Annotated in this window: 21 protein-coding genes; 8 read left to right on the top strand and 13 right to left on the bottom strand. The window is 68.8% G+C overall.

Features of this window, described 5'->3' with window-relative positions; genetic code table 11:
* Positions 1 to 35: 35 nt before the first annotated feature.
* Together W7U_RS12935 and W7U_RS12930 are read right to left on the bottom strand one after the other, a co-directional pair.
* Complete coding sequence (locus tag W7U_RS12935; RefSeq protein ID WP_008258562.1) at positions 36 to 1,067, bottom strand: alpha/beta hydrolase; 1,032 nt, start codon at positions 1,065 to 1,067, stop codon at positions 36 to 38.
* Positions 1,068 to 1,127: 60 nt separating this feature from the next.
* Positions 1,128 to 2,099, bottom strand: a complete 972-nt coding sequence (locus W7U_RS12930; protein WP_008258561.1) for a PAC2 family protein — start codon at positions 2,097 to 2,099, stop codon at positions 1,128 to 1,130.
* 230 nt (positions 2,100 to 2,329) lie between these two features.
* Here W7U_RS12930 and W7U_RS12925 point away from each other — a divergent pair, with 230 nt between their 5' ends.
* Positions 2,330 to 3,166 (top strand): trypsin-like peptidase domain-containing protein, encoded by an 837-nt coding sequence (locus W7U_RS12925; RefSeq protein WP_036429067.1) that lies wholly within the window; start codon positions 2,330 to 2,332, stop codon positions 3,164 to 3,166.
* A 142-nt stretch (positions 3,167 to 3,308) separates the two neighbouring features.
* Here W7U_RS12925 and sthA read toward each other — a convergent pair whose 3' ends face one another.
* Complete coding sequence (gene sthA, locus W7U_RS12920) at positions 3,309 to 4,724, bottom strand: Si-specific NAD(P)(+) transhydrogenase (RefSeq protein ID WP_008258559.1); 1,416 nt, start codon at positions 4,722 to 4,724, stop codon at positions 3,309 to 3,311.
* A 113-nt stretch (positions 4,725 to 4,837) separates the two neighbouring features.
* Between sthA and W7U_RS12915 the strand changes: the two genes are divergently transcribed.
* Positions 4,838 to 5,899: a DUF4192 domain-containing protein gene (locus tag W7U_RS12915; protein ID WP_008258557.1), complete on the top strand. Its 1,062-nt coding sequence runs from the start codon at positions 4,838 to 4,840 to the stop codon at positions 5,897 to 5,899.
* Positions 5,900 to 5,919: 20 nt separating this feature from the next.
* Here the strand turns inward: W7U_RS12915 and W7U_RS12910 are convergent, their stop codons facing one another.
* From W7U_RS12910 to W7U_RS12900, 3 genes are all read right to left on the bottom strand, one after another.
* The gene (locus W7U_RS12910) at positions 5,920 to 6,609 is read right to left on the bottom strand and encodes a metal-dependent transcriptional regulator (protein WP_008258556.1); all 690 of its coding nucleotides are present in this window, start codon (positions 6,607 to 6,609) and stop codon (positions 5,920 to 5,922) included.
* A gap of 129 nt (positions 6,610 to 6,738) precedes the next feature.
* Positions 6,739 to 7,728 (bottom strand): sigma-70 family RNA polymerase sigma factor SigB, encoded by a 990-nt coding sequence (gene sigB / locus W7U_RS12905; protein ID WP_050782802.1) that lies wholly within the window; start codon positions 7,726 to 7,728, stop codon positions 6,739 to 6,741.
* Positions 7,729 to 7,863: 135 nt separating this feature from the next.
* Positions 7,864 to 8,310, bottom strand: coding sequence for a DUF3099 domain-containing protein (locus tag W7U_RS12900; RefSeq protein ID WP_008258554.1), 447 nt, complete (start codon positions 8,308 to 8,310; stop codon positions 7,864 to 7,866).
* 70 nt (positions 8,311 to 8,380) lie between these two features.
* Between W7U_RS12900 and W7U_RS12895 the strand changes: the two genes are divergently transcribed.
* Positions 8,381 to 8,620, top strand: a complete 240-nt coding sequence (locus W7U_RS12895) for a DUF3039 domain-containing protein (protein WP_008258553.1) — start codon at positions 8,381 to 8,383, stop codon at positions 8,618 to 8,620.
* Here the strand turns inward: W7U_RS12895 and W7U_RS12890 are convergent, their stop codons facing one another.
* A complete protein-coding gene (locus W7U_RS12890; RefSeq protein WP_008258552.1) occupies positions 8,621 to 9,622 on the bottom strand; it encodes a YihY/virulence factor BrkB family protein in 1,002 nt (333 codons plus the stop codon).
* A gap of 64 nt (positions 9,623 to 9,686) precedes the next feature.
* Positions 9,687 to 9,872, bottom strand: coding sequence for a hypothetical protein (locus W7U_RS12885; RefSeq protein ID WP_008258551.1), 186 nt, complete (start codon positions 9,870 to 9,872; stop codon positions 9,687 to 9,689).
* Positions 9,873 to 9,995: 123 nt separating this feature from the next.
* Here W7U_RS12885 and W7U_RS12880 point away from each other — a divergent pair, with 123 nt between their 5' ends.
* Positions 9,996 to 10,367: a DUF952 domain-containing protein gene (locus tag W7U_RS12880; protein WP_008258550.1), complete on the top strand. Its 372-nt coding sequence runs from the start codon at positions 9,996 to 9,998 to the stop codon at positions 10,365 to 10,367.
* On the opposite strand, the gene W7U_RS12875 is transcribed toward W7U_RS12880, so the two are convergent.
* The 3 genes from W7U_RS12875 to ppgK form a co-directional block, all read right to left on the bottom strand.
* Positions 10,313 to 10,729 (bottom strand): RidA family protein, encoded by a 417-nt coding sequence (locus W7U_RS12875; protein ID WP_008258549.1) that lies wholly within the window; start codon positions 10,727 to 10,729, stop codon positions 10,313 to 10,315. The genes W7U_RS12880 and W7U_RS12875 overlap by 55 nt on opposite strands.
* A 132-nt stretch (positions 10,730 to 10,861) precedes the next feature.
* Positions 10,862 to 12,367: an RNA polymerase sigma factor gene (locus W7U_RS12870; protein ID WP_008258548.1), complete on the bottom strand. Its 1,506-nt coding sequence runs from the start codon at positions 12,365 to 12,367 to the stop codon at positions 10,862 to 10,864.
* A 177-nt stretch (positions 12,368 to 12,544) separates the two neighbouring features.
* Entirely contained in the window at positions 12,545 to 13,354 is an 810-nt protein-coding gene (ppgK, locus tag W7U_RS12865; RefSeq protein ID WP_008258547.1) for a polyphosphate--glucose phosphotransferase, read from the bottom strand.
* A 102-nt stretch (positions 13,355 to 13,456) separates the two neighbouring features.
* On the opposite strand from ppgK, the gene W7U_RS12860 reads away from it, so the two are divergent.
* On the top strand, positions 13,457 to 14,335 hold the full coding sequence (locus W7U_RS12860; RefSeq protein WP_008258546.1) for an inositol monophosphatase family protein: 879 nt from the start codon (positions 13,457 to 13,459) through the stop codon (positions 14,333 to 14,335).
* Positions 14,336 to 14,340: 5 nt separating this feature from the next.
* Here W7U_RS12860 and cei read toward each other — a convergent pair whose 3' ends face one another.
* The gene (gene cei / locus W7U_RS12855) at positions 14,341 to 14,991 is read right to left on the bottom strand and encodes an envelope integrity protein Cei (protein ID WP_008258545.1); all 651 of its coding nucleotides are present in this window, start codon (positions 14,989 to 14,991) and stop codon (positions 14,341 to 14,343) included.
* Positions 14,992 to 15,196: 205 nt separating this feature from the next.
* Here cei and W7U_RS12850 point away from each other — a divergent pair, with 205 nt between their 5' ends.
* On the top strand, positions 15,197 to 15,499 hold the full coding sequence (locus tag W7U_RS12850; RefSeq protein WP_008258544.1) for a DUF4193 domain-containing protein: 303 nt from the start codon (positions 15,197 to 15,199) through the stop codon (positions 15,497 to 15,499).
* Positions 15,500 to 15,508: 9 nt separating this feature from the next.
* Here the strand turns inward: W7U_RS12850 and W7U_RS12845 are convergent, their stop codons facing one another.
* On the bottom strand, positions 15,509 to 15,994 hold the full coding sequence (locus W7U_RS12845; protein WP_008258543.1) for a DUF3093 domain-containing protein: 486 nt from the start codon (positions 15,992 to 15,994) through the stop codon (positions 15,509 to 15,511).
* Between the two features lie 25 nt (positions 15,995 to 16,019).
* Between W7U_RS12845 and dut the strand changes: the two genes are divergently transcribed.
* Positions 16,020 to 16,484, top strand: a complete 465-nt coding sequence (dut, locus tag W7U_RS12840; RefSeq protein WP_008258542.1) for a dUTP diphosphatase — start codon at positions 16,020 to 16,022, stop codon at positions 16,482 to 16,484.
* A 43-nt stretch (positions 16,485 to 16,527) separates the two neighbouring features.
* Positions 16,528 to 17,301 (top strand): DUF3710 domain-containing protein, encoded by a 774-nt coding sequence (locus W7U_RS12835; RefSeq protein ID WP_008258541.1) that lies wholly within the window; start codon positions 16,528 to 16,530, stop codon positions 17,299 to 17,301.

The raw sequence follows: 17,301 nt of genomic DNA, 5'->3' as shown, positions 1-17,301 counted from the left end.
CGGCCCCGAACCGGGCCGCCTCGATCAAGGTGGAATCAGGTGGCGCTGCGTTCGTCGGACCCCATGGCGTTCAGTACGGCGACGCGCGTGGGTGCGGGGCCGCTGACGGCCCGCTCGCCACCACCGGTGCGCAGCAACCCGCGCAGCGCGGCCTGGTCGTATTCGGCGGGCGCGGTCGAATCCATGAAGCGCTCGACGACCTCGATGAAGCGGGCGGGGTCGTCGTGAAAGGGGAAGTGGCCGGAGCCCTCGAAGATCTCGAGCCGCGAACCGGGCATCGCGGCGTGGGCCATCCACGCGTGCCGGACCGGGACCACCACATCCTTGGTGCCCCAGACGATCTGCACCGGGATGGCTTCGGTCAAATAACATCGGTCGAGCATGGTGACGATCTGCCCGCGCCAGTCCACTACCGCCCGCAGGGTTCGGCTGAATGCCGCCGACGCCGTCGGTTCCGGCAGGTCGTCGAGGATCCGCAGCACGTTGGGCAGGTCACGGCCCAGGCCGGTGCTGCCCAGCGCGGCGCCCAGGACCCGGCCCACGACCTGAACCGCCGGCAGCACCAGGGGCAATCGCAGCAGGGCGATGGCTTCGCTGCCCATCGGCAGCGAAGCCCACCGCAAGACGAAGTTGACGTCCTTGGTCACGCCGCCGGCGCCCACCAGGATCAGCCGCTCCACCAAATGCGGGAACTGGTAGGCGAATTGCATGGCCACACCGCCGCCCAGCGAATGACCGACGATGGTGGCGCGTTCGATATCGAGCACGCTGAGCAGGTCCCGCATCCCGTTGGCGTATGCGGCGATCGAGTAGTCGGCGCGCGGCTTGTCGGATCGGCCGTGACCCAGCAGGTCCGGGGCGATGACCGTGAAGCGCTGGGCGAGCTTGGCCTGCACGGCATTCCACGTGGTGGAGTTGTCGCCGATGCCGTGGATCAGCAGGATCGCCGGCCCTGAGCCCGCGATGCGGTAGGCGCGCCGGTAACCGTGGATGGTGCGGAACTCGAGTGTGGGTGCGGTCACTTCGCGCACCGGGCGGAGCCTGTTCTTGCGCTTCCGCTCGGTCATAGGGCCAACCTTGCTGTCGGGCCGGGCTAAGGGCGGTGTGGCTGGGTGTTCGGCAGAGGGTCAGGCCTGATCGTCGTCGTCGAACTTCTTCTCCGCCTGCTGGGCGAGAAATCGCTCGAACTCCGCGCCCAGCTCGTCGCCGCTCGGCAGATCCTCGTCGCGCGACAGTAACGATCTGTTCTCCTGAGCGTCGATGAAGGCATCGTACTGGCGCTCCAGCGCCGCCACCACCTGAGCGACCTCTGCGCTCGCCTCGACCTGCTCGTCGATCTTGGCCCGGATCACCTCCGCGGCTTCGGTCAACGCGGTCAGCGGCAGCTCCAGCGACGCGGTCTTGGCGACCTGCTCGAGCAACGCCTGAGCTGCGGCCGGGTAATCGGTCTGGGTGAGGTAGTGGGGGACGTGCACGGTGAAGCCGACCACCTCATGGCCGTGCTGGGCCATCCGGTACTCGAGCAGGTTGGACGCGCTGCCCGGGACCTGGATCTCGGCGATCCACGGCTGGAAATTGGCGATCAGCTCCGGGTTGTTGGAGTGCGCGGTCATCGTGGTCGGCCGCGTGTGCGGAACGGCCATCGGGACGGTGCCCAGGCCGATGGTCTGGCGCACGTTGAGCCGCTCGGCCAGCAGGCGGACTGCGGTGATGAAGCGCTCCCACTTGAGATCGGGCTCCATGCCGGCCAGCAACAGGAACGGGGTGCCGACGGTGTCGCGCAACGCGTAGAGGCTCAGCTCCGGGTCGTCATAGTTGGTGAAGTGATCGGTCTTGAAGGTCATCAGCGGCCGCCGTGAGCGGTAGTCCAGCAATTCGTCGATCGCGAAGGACGCGACCAGCTCGGTGTCCAGCACGGCCTTGAGATGCGAGGCCGCCAGCCGGATGGCGTGACCGGCGTCGGAAAAGCCCTCCAGGGCGTGCACCAGTACGGGGCCGCGGCCGTCGGACGTCGACAACTGCGGCGCGGGCAGCTCCAGCTCGTACATGCCGGGCTGGCCCTGCTGGTACTGGTCACCTGGGTCTCGATGGTGATCCATCTTCGATCGCCTCCTCTCGGGGGTCCCTTCAGGGTGCCCTACCAAGTGTCCCCTGAATCAGGCGGCACCCGGATAGAACAGCGAACTCGGTTCCGGCGTTCGCACCGTGGAACGCGATAATTCTCAGGCGTAATCCGGTGAGACCCTATCGGGGGTCCCCTCCGCGGCGTCAGCAAACCCCGTGGCGCACGGCGTCGCGCGGAAGTCGGCTCGCCGCCGCGGCGTCGGGCATGATGAAGGCGATGCGCATACCGATCCTGGTGCTCTGCTCGGTGGTGGGGGTGGCGACGTCGCTGACGTCGTGTCATCGGCCCGTCGAGCAGGTGTCGGGCGCCCCGGTGTCGGCGCCGCGGACCGGCGGCCCCGTGCAGCGGCTCAGCCAGCCCGAGCAGAAGGCGGTCGCGGGTCCGGTGGAGCCGGACCGGCGGATCGGGGCGATCTTCATCGACGGTGGGCCGCTCCACGTTTGCACCGGTTCGGTGGTGCATTCCAAGGGCGGGGACCTGATCATGACCGCGGCGCATTGTCTGGCCGGGGCGTCGCTGATCACCTTCGTTCCCGGTTTCGCCGGCGACGCCGCGCCCGCTCCCACCGACATGTGGAAGGCCGACGCGGTCTACCTCGATCCGCGCTGGGTCGCCAGCAAGGATCCGCATGCCGACTACGCGATCGCGCGAGTCAGCAACGACACCGGCGCCGGCGTCGAGTCCCGCGCGGGTCTGGCGCTGACGCTGGGCGTGACGCCCCCGCCGGGCAGTCGCGTCACCGTGCTGGGTTATCCGGTCGGCGTGGGCGGCGAGCCCATCGGCTGCCAGGGCAGCACCTCGGTCAGCGACAGCGGGTTCCCCGCGCTCGCGTGCGAAGGTCTGGTGGACGGCACCAGCGGCGCTCCGTGGGTCAGCGGCACCACGCTCACCGGGCTGATCGGGGGTCTCGAGCGCGGCGGGTGCGCGCCGGACATCTCGTATTCGGCGCCGTTCGACGCCCAGACCGCGGAGCTGCTGGCCCGCGCCGAAGCCGGCGGGCCGGGCGACCCCGTCCCCGGCGACCTGCAGGACGCCTGTTAGCTGTGGCGACCGCCAGCGCGGCCGTGGCGATCGCCAGCGCGGCCGTGCCGGGCGCAGCGGGTCGCCACCATATGCCGGAGCCGGGCGCAGCGGGTCGCCACCACATGCCGGAGCCGGGCGCAGCGGGTCGCCACCATCTGGCCTACCGCCGGAACTGGTTGAGCGCGCGCACCTTGTTCATCACGTCGAGCGCGGCCACCTTGTAGGCCTCGGAAAACGTGGGGTAGTTGAACACGGCGTCCACCAGGTAGTCCACCGTGCCCCCGCACCCCATCACCGCCTGCCCGATGTGCACCATCTCGGTGGCGCTGGTGCCGAAGATGTGCACGCCGAGCAGTTTCAGGTCCTCGGTGGACACCAGCAGCTTGAGCATCCCGTAGGAGTCCCCGGCGATCTGGCCGCGGGCCAGCTCCCGGTACCGGGCCACCCCGACCTCGTAGGGGACCGCGTCCTTGGTCAGCTCCACCTCGGTGGCCCCGACGTAGGAGACCTCCGGGATCGAATAGATGCCGATCGGCTGCAGCTCGGTGATGCCGTCGCACGCTTCCCCGAACGCGTGGTAGGCGGCCAGCCGTCCCTGCTCCATCGAGGTCGCGGCCAGCGCGGGGAAACCGATCACGTCCCCGACGGCGTAGATGTGCGGCACCTTCGTCTGGAAATAGTCGTCAACGAAGATCCGGCCGCGGTTGTCGGCCTCCAGCTCGGCGTTGTGCAGGTCGAGATGGTCGGTCTGGCCCTGCCGACCGGCCGAGTACATCACCGTCTCGGCCGGGATCTGCTTGCCGCTGGCCAAGGTGGTGACGGTGCCCGCCGAGCCGACGTCGACCGCGGTCACCTCCTCACCGAACCGGAACGTCACCGCCAGGTCGCGCAGGTGGAACTTCAGGGCCTCGACCACCTCGGGGTCGCAGAAGTCCAGCATGTCGCCGCGCTTTTCCACCACGGTGACCTTGGTGCCCAGCGCGGCGAACATCGAGGCGTACTCGATGCCGATGACCCCGGCGCCGACGACCACCATCGAGGCCGGCAGGGTCTTGAGGTCGAGGATGCCGTCGGAGTCGAGCACGCGCTCCTCGTCGAACTCGACGCCGGACGGCCGCGCCGGCCGGGTTCCGGTGGCGATGACGATGTATTTGCCACTGATGGTTACCTTTTCGCGCCGCGACGGGTCCTCGACCTCGATGGTGTGCGGGTCGACGAACCGCCCGTGGCCGATCAGCAGGTCGATCCGGTTGCGCATCAGCTGGTTGCGCACCACGTCGACTTCCTTGCCGATCACGTGCTGGGTGCGGGCCAGCAGATCGGCCGGGGTGATCTTCTCCTTGACCCGATAGCTCGCGCCGTAGAGTTCGCGCTGGCTCATCCCGGTGAGGTAAAGGACCGCCTCGCGCAACGTCTTTGACGGGATGGTGCCGGTCTGGACGCAGACGCCGCCGATCATCTGGCCGCGTTCGACGATGGCAACCGACTTGCCCAGCTTGGCCGAGGCGATGGCGGCCTTCTGCCCGCCGGGCCCCGAACCGATGACCACCATGTCGTACTCTTGCGCCGAGCCCATGGGCTAAACAGTAGAGCAGCACAACTCACAGTGCCGGGTTCATCCACAGCTGGGTTGCCGCGCCGCCGCGCGCGAGCACCGGCCGACGGTGGCGGCCGTCAGCGTTGGTGCTCATGACCACGCATCCACAACCCGACTTCGAGCTTTCCCGCCCCGGCGCGCTCATCGCCGCGCTGCCCGCCGTTCTCGGCTTCATTCCCGAAAATTCATTGGTATTAGTGTCTTTGGAGGATCGGCACCTCGGGTCGGTGATGCGCGTCGACCTCTCCGAGGAGTTGCTCGCACGGGTCGGTCATCTGGCCGAGGTCGCCGCGGCGGCCCGGCCCGAGGCCGTCATCGCGGTGATCGTCGACGCCGACGGCGCGCACTGTCCCAGCTGCAACGACGAGTACCGGCAGTTGTGTGAGGCGCTCGCAGAGTCCTTGTCGCAGCACGACATTGAGCTCTGGGCCACCCACGTGGTCGACCGGGTCGCCCTCGGCGGGCGCTGGCATTGTGTCGAGGGCTGCGGGTCGAGCGGCCTCGTCGAGGACCCCTCGGCCTCGCCGCTGGCCGCCGCGGCGGTGCTGGAGGGCAGGCGGCTCTACCCGCGCCGCGCCGACCTGCAGGCGGTCATCGCGCCCGACGACCCGGCGCGCAGCGCCGCATTGGCCGGCGCGGTCGGCCGGCAGGCCGTCCGGCGCCGCGCCGCGCATCGCGCGCATCCTGTCCGCTGCATCCGCGGCGACGTGGAGGGCGCGATGGCGGCCGCCGCCCGCGTCGCCTCGGGCGAATCGCTCTCCGACGCCGAACTGGCGGCGCTGGGCTGCGCGCTGAGCGACCCGCAGGTCCGCGACATCCTGTACGCGCTGGCCGTCGGCGAGGGCGCCGATGACGTCGAGTCGCTGTGGGCGGTGCTCGCGCGCACCCTGCCGCGGCCGTGGCGGGTCGAGGCGCTGGTCCTGCTTGCGTTCAGCGCGTACGCGCGCGGCGACGGCCCGCTGGCCGGGGTGTCGCTGCAGGAGGCGCTGCGCTGTGAGCCCGAGCACCGGATGGCGGGCATGCTGGACACCGCGTTGCAGTCGGGCCTGCGGCCAGAGGACATCCGGGATCTCGCGCTCACCGGGTACCGGCTGGCCAAGCAGTTCGGGGTGCGGCTACCGCCGCGTCGGCCGTTCGGCCGTAGGGCGGGCTAGCCGGGGCGAGGGGCGGTGGGTCAGACCTTTTCGACCTTGACCGCGTGGGCCATCTCGTGGGGCAGGGTGACGTTTTCGTGGCCGGGGATGACGATGGTCACGCCGGCGGGGCCGGTCTCGACGGTCACGCGCGCGTTGGGGACCACGCCGGCGTCCTTGAGGCGGGTGATCAGGTCGGTGTCGCCCTGGACGTGTTCGGTCAGCTGCCGGACCACCACCGCCACCGGGGAGCCGGGCGGCAACTCGGTCAGCCGGACGAGGATGGCCTCCTCGGCGCCGGACTCGGGGCCCACGCCCAGGTCCAGAAGCCCGGGGATCGGGTTGCCGAACGGCGAGGTGGTCGGGTGGTTGAGCACTTTGACCAACCGCCGCTCGACCTCCTCGCTCATCACGTGCTCCCAGCGGCACGCCTCGGCGTGCACTTCCTCCCAGGGCACACCGATGACGTCGACCAGCAGTCGCTCGGCGAGGCGGTGCTTGCGCATGACGGCCACGGCCAGCGCCCGGCCCTTGTCGGTGAGCTCGAGGTGGCGGTCACCGGCCACGTGGAGCAGCCCGTCGCGCTCCATCCTGGACACGGTTTGGCTGACAGTCGGCCCGCTCTGATCGAGGCGTTCGGCGATTCGGGCACGTAGCGGCGTTACGCCCTCTTCTTCGAGGTCGTAGATGGTCCGCAGGTACATCTCGGTGGTGTCAACCAGGTCGTTCATTCAGCACCTTCCATCGACGCTGAGTCTACTTGGCCAGCTGCATGAATGGGTGTAACGCCTCCCAGGCAAGCAGTATGCCCGCCGCTGACGCGGCGGGCATACTGTCTGCTACCTAGCTTGAGTGAGTTGTCAGCTCGCGTACGACCGTAGCCTGTCGGCGCGCTCCCCGTTGCGGAGTTTGGACATTACGTCCCGCTCGATTTGGCGAACCCGCTCGCGGGACAGCCCGAACAGCTTGCCGATCTGGTCCAGCGTGCGGGGCTGGCCGTCGTCGAGGCCGAACCGCAACCGGATCACCTGGTGCTCGCGCTCGTCGAGCGTGGCCAGCACGCTGCGGATGTCAGTGTGCAGCAACTCGGCGATCACCGCGTTCTCGGCCGACATCGCCTCGGCGTCCTCGATGAAGTCGCCCAGCGGGGCTTCCTCCTCGGAGCCGACCGGCATGTCCAGGCTCACCGGGTCGCGGCTGTGCTCGAGCAGGTCGTTGATCTTGTCGACCGGGATGCCGGATTCGGCGGCCAGTTCCTCGTCGGTGGCCTCGCGGCCGAGGTTCTGGTGCATCTCACGCTTGATCCGCGCCAGCTTGTTGACCTGCTCCACCAGGTGGACGGGCAGCCGGATGGTGCGGCTCTGGTCGGCCATGCCGCGGGTGATGGCCTGACGAATCCACCACGTGGCGTAGGTCGAGAACTTGAATCCCTTTGTGTAGTCGAACTTTTCCATCGCGCGGATCAACCCGAGGTTGCCCTCCTGGATCAGGTCCAGCAGCGGCATGCCACGACCCGTGTACCGCTTGGCCAGCGACACCACCAGGCGCAGGTTCGCCTCCAGCAGGTGACGGCGCGCGGCCTTACCATCGCGCACCACGGCCTCTAGATCGCGTTTACGGTTCTCCCCGAGGCGCTTACGCGTTTCGAGCAGGTGCTCGGCGTAGAGCCCGGCTTCGATCCGCTTCGCGAGTTCAACTTCCCCCGCCGCATTGAGCAACGCCGTCTTGCCGATTCCGTTCAGATATACGCGCACTAGATCCGCCGCGGGGCTTTGAGCATCCAGATCGCCGTCAAATCTGCTCGTGCTGGCGTTCGCCATAGCGACCTCCCGTTCGGCTTGTACTGTCATCGAGTTCAACGACCGATTAGGGTTCAGAGTTCCCAGCGGTTCCCCATCTCACACGTCTTGACGTGCACAAATGTGCCGAAGACCTGAGAATGTCCTGAGAAGTGCGCCGCGACGGCACCGAAGAAGGAACGAGCGCTAGCCGTCGTCGATTCCGCCCCGCGGGTCGGGAGGCCACCCCGGCTGGGGGTGTCGCGGAGCCTCGAGCGCCGGGCGTTCGGCGCGGGGGAACAGGGGGGTGCGCCGGCGCGCGTTGTCGAACCGGCGGGGCTCGTCGGGGCGGCGCGGCGGGCGGTCGTTGGCGATCAGCACGGCCATCCAGGGCAGGGGGATGGACACCGCCACGATCGCCAGCGAGATCAAGCCGTTGTGCCACGCGCCGTAGGCGAGCGCGGCGAGGATGAGCGCCGGAATCCGGAATGCCATCAGGGTCAGGTATTTACGGACCCGCGCGCGATGCTGCTCCTCGTAGGAGGGCTCGGCGGCGGTGATGAGCACCGGGCGGCCCTTGTGGCCGGCGAAGTCATCGAAGCTGCCGTCGAACCCCGCGTCGGAGCCGTGCTTCATTTCTCCACTGTCCCACACCGCGACGATTCCGGCGTGGCCGGTTTTGGGGCGGCCCGGCAGCGCACCGGGCAGTGCAAGAATGTCAGGTATGCAGACCCAGACGATCGAGCGCACCGAGACCGACGAACGCGTCGACGACGGGACCGGCAGCGACACACCCAAGTATTTTCACTACGTCAAGAAGGACAAGATCGCCGAGAGCGCGGTGCTGGGCAACCACGTCGTCGCGTTGTGCGGCGAGGTGTTCCCCGTCACCAAGGCGGCCAAGCCGGGCTCGCCCGTCTGCCCGGAGTGCAAGCAGATCTACGACCGGCTCAAGAAGGGCTGATCACCCGGGCGGCTTCGCCGGCGCGGTATCGCGTTGTTGCGTGGCGGGATTCGCGATCGGGCTGGCCAGCGTCTCCACCGTCTTCTTCAGGGCGGGCGAGCGGGAGAACAACCAGGTGCGCACCCGGTGGGCGTGCGTGGTGGGCGCGGGAAACTCCTCCTGGACCGCGGCGTTGAGCTCGGCCCCGAGCATGATCGCGAACCCGCCGAAGAACGCGAACAGCAGGAATGCGATCGGGGTGGAGAGCGCGCCGTAGGTGTAGCCGGTGCTGGTGATCCAGCGCAGGTAGAACCGCAGGCCCAGCGTGGCGGTGACGAACACCGTGGTCGCCAGCATCGCGCCGAGGATCAGCCGGTGGGAGGGCAGCGGTTCGGGCAGTGCGACCCGGTACAGGATCATCACCCCGAGCGTCAGGCCGATGATCAGCGCCGGGTAGTAGCCGTAGCGCAGCACGTTGGACAGGCCGAGCGGGATGTGTTCTTCCACCTTGCGCGGGCCCACCACCACCAGCGGCGCGGTCGCCACCACGACGACCAGCATCACGACGTAGAGGAACAGCGCGAAGAAGCGCTGCCGCACCGGATGGCGCAGCGGCGTCTGGTCATGCGCCTCGACGACGGAATCGACGAACGCCGAGATCGCCGACGACCCCGCCCACAGCGAGATGATGAATCCCAGCGACACCACCTCTCCGCGGGCGTTGCTGGCGATGTCGCGGACCGTCGGCTCGATGATCTCGTTCACCACGCTGGGGGAGAACACGCTGTGCGCCGTCGAAAGCAGCTGCCGCAGGATGTTGGGCAGCATGTCCGGCCCGAACAGCGGCGCCACGTAGGCCATCGTGCCCAGCATCCCTAGCAGCAACGGCGGCAGGGACAACGCCGACCAGAAACCAGCCTGAGCCGACTCGGAAAAGATTGAGTCGTCCCAGCTCTTGGACAGAGCCCTGCGGGTGATTCGCCAGATGTGGTGGCGCGACGGTTTTGCGACCTGATCGCTCATACCAGTCCAGCATTACCGAAGATCGCGCGCGCTGCCCACATTGGGGACGGGCGAGTTCGGTTGGCTAGCTTCCGCTGACCTCCAGCACGGCGTCCAGCTCGGTCAGCTTGGCCTCGTGCTCGTTGGCGTGGTGCTGGCAGAAGAGAAGCTCGAGGCCGGAAGGCAGCTTGGCGCGCACACGGGCCGCGGCACCGCAGCGGTCGCAGCGGTCGGCCCGTGTCAGTTCTGGACTCGTCAGAGTTGCATTCATGGCTTCTCCGTTCTCGTACATTCACTTTCTCAGACGTATGGCGTTTTCGCCTTGTTCCCCGATCGTTATCGGGTGTGTCGTTTCTCACGGCCTGGTCAGGTTTGGTGTGGACGGTTCTCTAGGGTGACCGTCGTGACCTTCGTTGCCGACGTGCTGGTGCACCTGTGCGGCGCCGAGCAGTGGGCGCAGGCCCGCCGTGACGGCGCCATCCGCCCCACCGGCGGCGCCGACTTCATCCACCTGTCGACGCCCGAGCAGGTCCACCTGCCCGCCAACCGGCTCTACCGGGGCCGGCGCGACCTGGTGCTGTTGCGCATCGACCCGGCTCGCCTCGACGCACCGGTGCGCTGGGAGCCGGGAGTGCCAACCGATCCGGCGTCGATGTTGTTCCCGCACCTGTACGGCACCCTGCCGGTCGCCGCGGTGACCCGCGTCACCCCTTACCCGCCGGGGGCCGACGGCGCCTTCCCTCCGGTCACCGGCGAGTCGACGTAGGCGTCGGCCTCGATCTCCACCAGCAACTCGGGCGCGATGAGCGCCGAGACCTCGACCATGGTGGCCACGGGGCGGATCGCGCCGAACACCTCCTCGTGCACGGCGCCCACCTCGCGCCAGCGCGAGATGTCGGTGACGTAGAGGCGTGTGCGTACCACGTCGGTGAGTGACGCGCCGGCTTGTCGCAGCGCAATGTCGATGCGGCGCAGGGCATCTCGCGTCTGGGCGGCGATGTCACCGGCGGGCCCGGTGCCGGTCGTTCCGGCCACCACCACGTGCGGGCCGACCCGCACCGCGCGCGAGTAACCGACCACCGATTCGAATTCCGAACCGGACGAGACCACTGTGCGGTGTGCTGACATGTGGTCACGGTACGACGGCGGCGCCGCCGGCGCAGCCGAATTTCCCCGCGGCAGGGGTTGTTTGGTTCGGACCGGGTTCGGCGAGCCGCGAACAGCTTGTGCGCCAACCGTTCTCGCGGACGGCGGACCGCGCTAGTCGAGGTAGTCGCGGAGCACCTGCGAGCGGCTGGGGTGGCGCAGCTTCGACATGGTCTTGGACTCGATCTGGCGGATGCGCTCGCGGGTCACCCCGTACACCTGCCCGATCTCGTCCAGGGTGCGGGGCTGGCCGTCGGTGAGGCCGAAGCGCAGCCGCACCACGCCGGCCTCGCGCTCCGAGAGCGTCTCGAGCACCGACTGCAACTGGTCCTGCAGCAGCGTGAACGACACCGCGTCGACGGCCACCACGGCCTCGCTGTCCTCGATGAAATCGCCCAGCTGGCTGTCGCCCTCGTCGCCGATGGTCTGGTCCAGCGAGATCGGCTCGCGCGCGTATTGCTGGATCTCCAGCACCTTTTCGGGCGTGATGTCCATTTCCTTGGCCAGCTCTTCGGGCGTGGGCTCGCGGCCCAGGTCCTGCAGCAGCTCGCGCTGGATGCGGCCCAGCTTGTTGATCACCTCGACCATGTGCACGGGGATGCGGATGGTGCGGGCCTGGTCGGCCATGGCCCGGGTGATGGCCTGACGGATCCACCAGGTGGCGTACGTGGAGAACTTGTAGCCCTTGGTGTAGTCGAATTTCTCGACCGCGCGGATCAGACCCAGGTTGCCTTCCTGGATGAGGTCGAGGAACGCCATGCCGCGGCCCGTGTAGCGCTTGGCCAGCGACACCACCAGCCGCAGGTTGGCCTCCAGCAGATGGTTTTTGGCGCGGTCGCCGTCGCGGCAGATCCACTGCATGTCGCGGCGCTGGGCGGCCGGCAGTTTGTCGCCGCGCTCGGTCATCTCGGTCATCAGCTGCGTGGCGTACAGGCCGGCCTCGATCCGCTTGGCCAGCTCGACCTCTTCCTCGGCGTTGAGCAGCGCGACCTTACCGATCTGCTTGAGGTACGCGCGAACCGAGTCGGCGGAGGCGGTGAGCTCGGCGTCCTTGCGGGCCTGGCGCAGCGCCTCGGATTCGTCCTCGTCCCAGACGAAATCGCCGGAGGCCTTGTCCTTTTCGGTGGGCTCGGCGATCTCGTCGTCCTCGTCGGCGGCGGGCTCGGCGGCCGCCGCGGGGGCGGGCGCCTCCTCGTCGTCACCCTCCTCGGAATCGCCCGATTCGACCTCGGCGTCTTCGGATGCCACGTCGTCCTCGAGGTCGTCGAGGGACAGGTCGCTGTCGATGTCGAGGTCCTCGCCGGGCTCACCCTCGAGGTCTGGTTCGTTGTCGAGATCCTCGACGGCGCCGTCGGAATCGAGGGCGTCGGGATCCGCGGGGCCGCCCTTGGCCGTTTTGGTGCCGCGGCCCTTGGCCTCGGCGCCCTTGGCCCGGGTCTTCTTGGCGGGCTCGGCGGCGTCGGACTTGGTGGACCGCGCGGTCGTCTTGGCGGCCCGTTTGGCGGGCGCGGAGCCGTTGGCGGCCTTGGCCGCCGGACGCTTGGCGGGGGACGACGCAGACTTCGTGGCGGTGCGTTTCACCGGCCCATCGGTTGCCGGGCTTGCCTTGGTCGCTGCCACTTACACCCCTTCGTTTGGGCTCACCTTCGGTGGGTATTGGGCATGGTTAACCGAAAGTGTCTGCTATGTCGATGTCGGCGTTGGTATCAGCGTGCGTAGTCGCACGCTATCGGTTGGGCGTTCGCCGAGCACCATTGTAACGACAGTGCGCGGTACTACAGCTGTGCCGGGCGAAATTCAGTGGGTCACGTCCGAGGTGGCGGCCATCGCCGCGCCGACGATCCCGGCGGTGTTGAGCAGGGCCGCGGCCACCACCGGGGTGCGGTTTTCGAGCAGCGGCAGCCACTTGTCGGCCTTGCGGCTGATCCCCCCGCCGGCGATGAACAGGTCCGGCCACATCGCGTTCTCGATGCTGACCAGCACCTCGGTGACGTGTTTGGTCCATTTTTCGTAGGACCAGCCCTTCTTTTCCTTCACCGAGGAGGCGGCTTGTTTCTCGGCTTCTTTGCCGCCGACCTCCAGGTGCCCGAATTCGGTGTTGGGGATCAGCGTGCCGTTGTGGATGACCGCCGAGCCGATGCCGGTGCCGAAGGTCAAGAGAATCACCAGGCCCGTCTGATTCCTGCCCGCCCCGTAGTGCTCCTCGGCCAGCCCGGCCGCGTCGGCATCGTTGAGGACCGTCACGTCCTGACCGTCCAGCTCGGCGCTGATGATGTCGCGGGCGTTGACCCCGATCCAGGACTTGTCCACGTTGGCGGCGGTCTGCACCACGCCGTGCGTGACCACCCCGGGGTAGGTCACGCCGAGGGGCCCGGTCCACCCGAATTCGTTGACGACCGCGGCGATGGTCTTGGCGACCGCCGACGGCGTCGCGGGTTGCGGGGTCAGCAGTTTGACCCGCTCGCCGATCAACAACCCCGTGTCCATGTCGACGATGCCGCCCTTGATGCCGCTGCCACCGACGTCGATGCCGAAGCCGCGGCGTTCATGTGTGCCGTCGGCCGGTGCGGCGCCGGGCGTGTCCGTGGTCGAGTCGGTGCTGGTCATCGAATCTCCTCGGCGTGACGGGGCTGTCCGCTCACCTTAACGCCGCGACGCCGGCAGCCCGCGGTGTCTGCGCGCCCGCGCCGACTGTGATGCGATAGACCGGTGATCCAATCCGATGACGAGCTCGTGCGGCTGCGTTCAGTGGCCGAAACCGTGGCCACGGAGGCCGCCGCGTTCGTGCGGCGCCGGCGCGCCGAGGTGTTCGGCGCCGAGCCGGCCGGCGCGACAGGCCCGGACAGCGGCGCGGTGCGGACCAAGAGCACCCCGACCGATCCGGTGACGGTGGTCGACACCGAGACCGAGCGCCTGTTGCGGGACCGGCTGGCCGAATTGCGGCCTGGGGACCCCATTCTCGGCGAGGAGGGCGGCGGGCCGACCGACCCGGCGGGCACCCCGGCCGGGTCGGTGACCTGGGTGCTCGATCCCATCGACGGCACAGTGAATTTCGTTTACGGCGTTCCCGCGTACGCGGTGTCGGTCGCGGCGCAGGTTAACGGCGAGTCGGTGGCCGGGGCGGTCGCCGACGTCGTCGCCGACCGGGTGTACTCGGCGGCCAGCGGCCTCGGCGCGCACGTCAGCGACGGCCGAGGGACCCAGCCGTTGCAGTGCGCGGCGGTCGAGGACGTGTCAATGGCGTTGCTGGGCACCGGTTTCGGCTATTCGCGGCAGCGCCGCGCGGCGCAGGCGGCGTTGTTGGCGCGCATGCTGCCGGTGGTCCGCGACGTTCGCCGCATCGGCTCGGCGGCGCTGGATCTGTGCATGGTGGCCTCGGGCCGGCTGGACGCCTACTACGAGCACGGCCTGAAGGTGTGGGACCGCGCCGCGGGCGCGCTGATCGCCGCCGAGGCGGGGGCCCGGGTGGTGCTGCCGGCGCACGACGCCACCGGGGCGGGATTGGTGCTGGCCGCCGCCCCCGGGATCGCCGACGAGCTGCTGGCGGTCCTGGAGCGGTTCAACGGCCTGGATCCGATCCTGGATTGAGCGCCTCAGCAGCTGCTGGCGTGAATCTTGGCCAGCAGCGTGGGATCTGACGGCTCGGTGGCGCCGGGCCGCAGGGTGGCGAGCACGGCGTCGATGTCGTCGTTGTGGGCCAACGCGCTGAAGTCGGTTCCCAAGGCGAGGTCGACGGAGTCGTCGGCGCGGCTGTCGTTGAACAGTTCGGTGCACGGCGCCACCAGCCACACCGCCGCGGCCGTGGCCTGTCCGGCGGTGCCGAAACGGATTTGGCCTTGGCAGGCGAGCCTGGTGCCGGCGTAGAGCGGGTCGTTGGCGGCGGTCGGCTGCGCGAAGCCGAGGTCTTTCATCGCCCCGGCGACGTCGCCGGCCTGCCCGCCCCGGCCGCTGGCGTTGAGGACGCGGACCTTGGTGTCGGCGAGCTTGGCGGGTGCGACGTCCATCATGGCGCTGCGCGACACCTGCTCACCGAGCTGGGCCGACGCCGAACCGGTCGCCTGCGGCGGGGGATTGCACACCACCGCCTCGTGCACCTTGGCGGGCCGGGTCAGCGCCACGGTCCAGACGACCGCGGTGGCCACTGCGAGCAAAATCACCACGACGATCGCGGGCTTGGGGTTGCGTCGACGGAAGGGCCGACCATGCTTGTCAAAAGCTGTACCCTCGGTGATTTGCGTGACCACAGCTGCACTCTAGTCGCACCCCAAACCCACTGTTCAGAAGCGAGCGCAAGGGTGAAAATGGGTGTGTGAGGTAAATCACACCTTAATGGGCCGCGATACGGGCACGAATCATTTGGTGGATGCGTTCGACGCTGGTACAAAGCGATGCTTGAGATTTACGAGGGCATGCAGAGGCAAGCAGAGGCAATAGGGCAGGGGAATAGATATGCCTACCGATTATGACGCTCCACGGCGCACCGAGACGGACGACGTTTCGGAGGACTCGCTGGAGGAGCTCAAAGCGCGACGGAACGAGGCGGCCTCGGCCGTCGTCGATGTCGACGAATCTGAATCCGCTGAGAATTTCGAACTGCCCGGCGCCGACCTGTCCGGTGAAGAACTTTCGGTCCGTGTCGTTCCGAAGCAGGCTGACGAGTTCACCTGCTCGAGTTGCTTTCTGGTGCAACACCGCAGTCGGCTGGCCAGCGAGAAGAACGGCGTGATGATCTGTACCGACTGCGCGGCCTGATAGCTGCCGCTACGTTGTCAGGGCCGACAGCACCCGTTCCGGGTGACGGCAACTCACCAGCCAGTACGGCGTCGGGTCGTCCGGGTCGTCGAGGACGATCAGGATCATCGGCGCCACCCACGCCCTGTGCAGCACGTAGGCCGCCGGGTCGAGCTGGCGGCCCAACGCCGCGGATTTGGCCGAGGGCGCTACCTGTGCGGACCGGGCGATCGCGGTGACCGGCAGGTGCGCGGGGCCCGCCCACAGTTCCACTTCCCCCGGCACGGACGGGTTGGCGGTGACCCGGATCTCGACGCGCCCCAGCCACAACAGCGCCGCGGCCGCCACCGCGAACAGTGCCGCGTACGGCCACCACGAGGAGTGGCGGGTGACGCCCATGTTGAACTCGAACGCGAGGATGCCGGCGAGCGCGAGGGCCGGTGGCCACCACCACCACGGAACCCACAATCGTTCGCGATACCGCACGTTGTGCGGCGCGACGCGGGTATCGGACACGCAGTCAAGGGTAGTCTGTGGCCCCGTGTCGACCAGTCTGGCCATCGTCCGCCTTGACCCCGAGCTTCCGCTGCCCGCCCGCGCCCACGAAGGCGACGCCGGGATCGATCTCTACAGCGCCGAGGACGTCAAGCTCGAGCCCGGGCGGCGCGCCCTGGTGCGCACGGGTGTGGCGGTCGCCATCCCGTTCGGCATGGTCGGGCTGGTCCATCCTCGGTCGGGATTGGCTGCGCGCGTTGGGCTTTCGATCGTCAACAGTCCCGGTACCATCGACGCGGGCTACCGCGGCGAGATCAAGGTCGCGCTGATCAACCTCGATCCGGCCGAGCCGATCGTGGTGCATCGCGGCGACCGCATCGCCCAGCTGCTGGTGCAGCGGGTCGAGTTGGTGGAGCTGGTCGAGGTGTCGTCGTTCGACGAGGCCGGGCTGGCCGAAACGTCCCGTGGCGACGGTGGTCACGGTTCCTCCGGCGGACACGCGAGTCTGTGATGCGCCGGCGAGCAGGGCGAAGCGATGAAAAGGAGCGGCGCTGATGGCTGCATTCGGTAAACGCTCACGCAAGGACGACAGCGCTTCGGCCGCGGACGCCCGGGCGGACGAGGCCGTGACGCCGGGCGCCGACGAGCCCGCCGCCGAGGAACTCGAGGGCCCGTTCGACATCGAGGACTTCGACGATCCCGCCGTCGCCGAGCTGGCCCGGCTCGACCTGGGCTCGGTGCTGATCCCCATGCCCGAGGCCGGCCAGCTGCAGGTCGAGTTGACCGAAACCGGTGTCCCGAGCGCGGTCTGGGTCGTCACGCCCAACGGTCGTTTCACCATCGCCGCCTACGCGGCGCCCAAGACGGGTGGGCTGTGGCGTGAGGTGGCCGGCGAGCTCGCCGAGTCGCTGCGCAACGACTCCGCCCAGGTCAGCATCAAGGACGGGCCGTGGGGGCGCGAGGTGGTCGGCACCGCCACCGGCGTGGTGCGCTTCATCGGCGTCGACGGCTACCGCTGGATGATCCGCTGCGTCATCAACGGCGCCCACGAGACGATGGAGGCGCTCGAGCAGGAGGCGCGAGCGGCGTTGGCCGACACCGTGGTTCGGCGCGGCGACACGCCCCTGCCGGTGCGCACACCGCTGGCCGTGCAGCTGCCCGAGCCGATGGCCCAACAGCTGCGCGAAGCCGCCGCGGCGCAACAGGCCGCCCAACAAGCGGATGCGCAGCAATCCGAGGACCAGCAGGCCCCCGCCGACCAGCCGGCCGCGCGCCGCAGCGCCGACGGGTCGGCGATGCAACAGCTGCGCACCACCACCGGCGGCTGA

This window comes from Mycobacterium sp. H4Y (assembly GCF_000364405.1).
Taxonomy (GTDB): Bacteria; Actinomycetota; Actinomycetes; order Mycobacteriales; family Mycobacteriaceae; genus Mycobacterium; species Mycobacterium intracellulare.
The sequence above is the reverse complement of the archived record's forward strand: the minus strand, read 5'-3'. Positions and strand labels throughout refer to the sequence as shown.

Coding starts and splice junctions, on each gene's coding strand:
- sthA (WP_008258559.1), bottom strand. CDS start 4,724: ATGGGCTCGGCGCAAGAGTACGACATGGTGGTCATCGGTTCGGGGCCC.
- W7U_RS12885 (WP_008258551.1), bottom strand. CDS start 9,872: ATGAATGCAACTCTGACGAGTCCAGAACTGACACGGGCCGACCGCTGC.
- W7U_RS12835 (WP_008258541.1), top strand. CDS start 16,528: ATGGCTGCATTCGGTAAACGCTCACGCAAGGACGACAGCGCTTCGGCC.
- W7U_RS12915 (WP_008258557.1), top strand. CDS start 4,838: ATGACCACGCATCCACAACCCGACTTCGAGCTTTCCCGCCCCGGCGCG.
- W7U_RS12890 (WP_008258552.1), bottom strand. CDS start 9,622: ATGAGCGATCAGGTCGCAAAACCGTCGCGCCACCACATCTGGCGAATC.
- W7U_RS12930 (WP_008258561.1), bottom strand. CDS start 2,099: ATGGATCACCATCGAGACCCAGGTGACCAGTACCAGCAGGGCCAGCCC.
- ppgK (WP_008258547.1), bottom strand. CDS start 13,354: ATGACCAGCACCGACTCGACCACGGACACGCCCGGCGCCGCACCGGCC.
- W7U_RS12875 (WP_008258549.1), bottom strand. CDS start 10,729: ATGTCAGCACACCGCACAGTGGTCTCGTCCGGTTCGGAATTCGAATCG.
- W7U_RS12850 (WP_008258544.1), top strand. CDS start 15,197: ATGCCTACCGATTATGACGCTCCACGGCGCACCGAGACGGACGACGTT.
- W7U_RS12925 (WP_036429067.1), top strand. CDS start 2,330: ATGATGAAGGCGATGCGCATACCGATCCTGGTGCTCTGCTCGGTGGTG.
- W7U_RS12895 (WP_008258553.1), top strand. CDS start 8,381: ATGCAGACCCAGACGATCGAGCGCACCGAGACCGACGAACGCGTCGAC.
- W7U_RS12910 (WP_008258556.1), bottom strand. CDS start 6,609: ATGAACGACCTGGTTGACACCACCGAGATGTACCTGCGGACCATCTAC.
- sigB (WP_050782802.1), bottom strand. CDS start 7,728: ATGACAGTACAAGCCGAACGGGAGGTCGCTATGGCGAACGCCAGCACG.
- W7U_RS12935 (WP_008258562.1), bottom strand. CDS start 1,067: ATGACCGAGCGGAAGCGCAAGAACAGGCTCCGCCCGGTGCGCGAAGTG.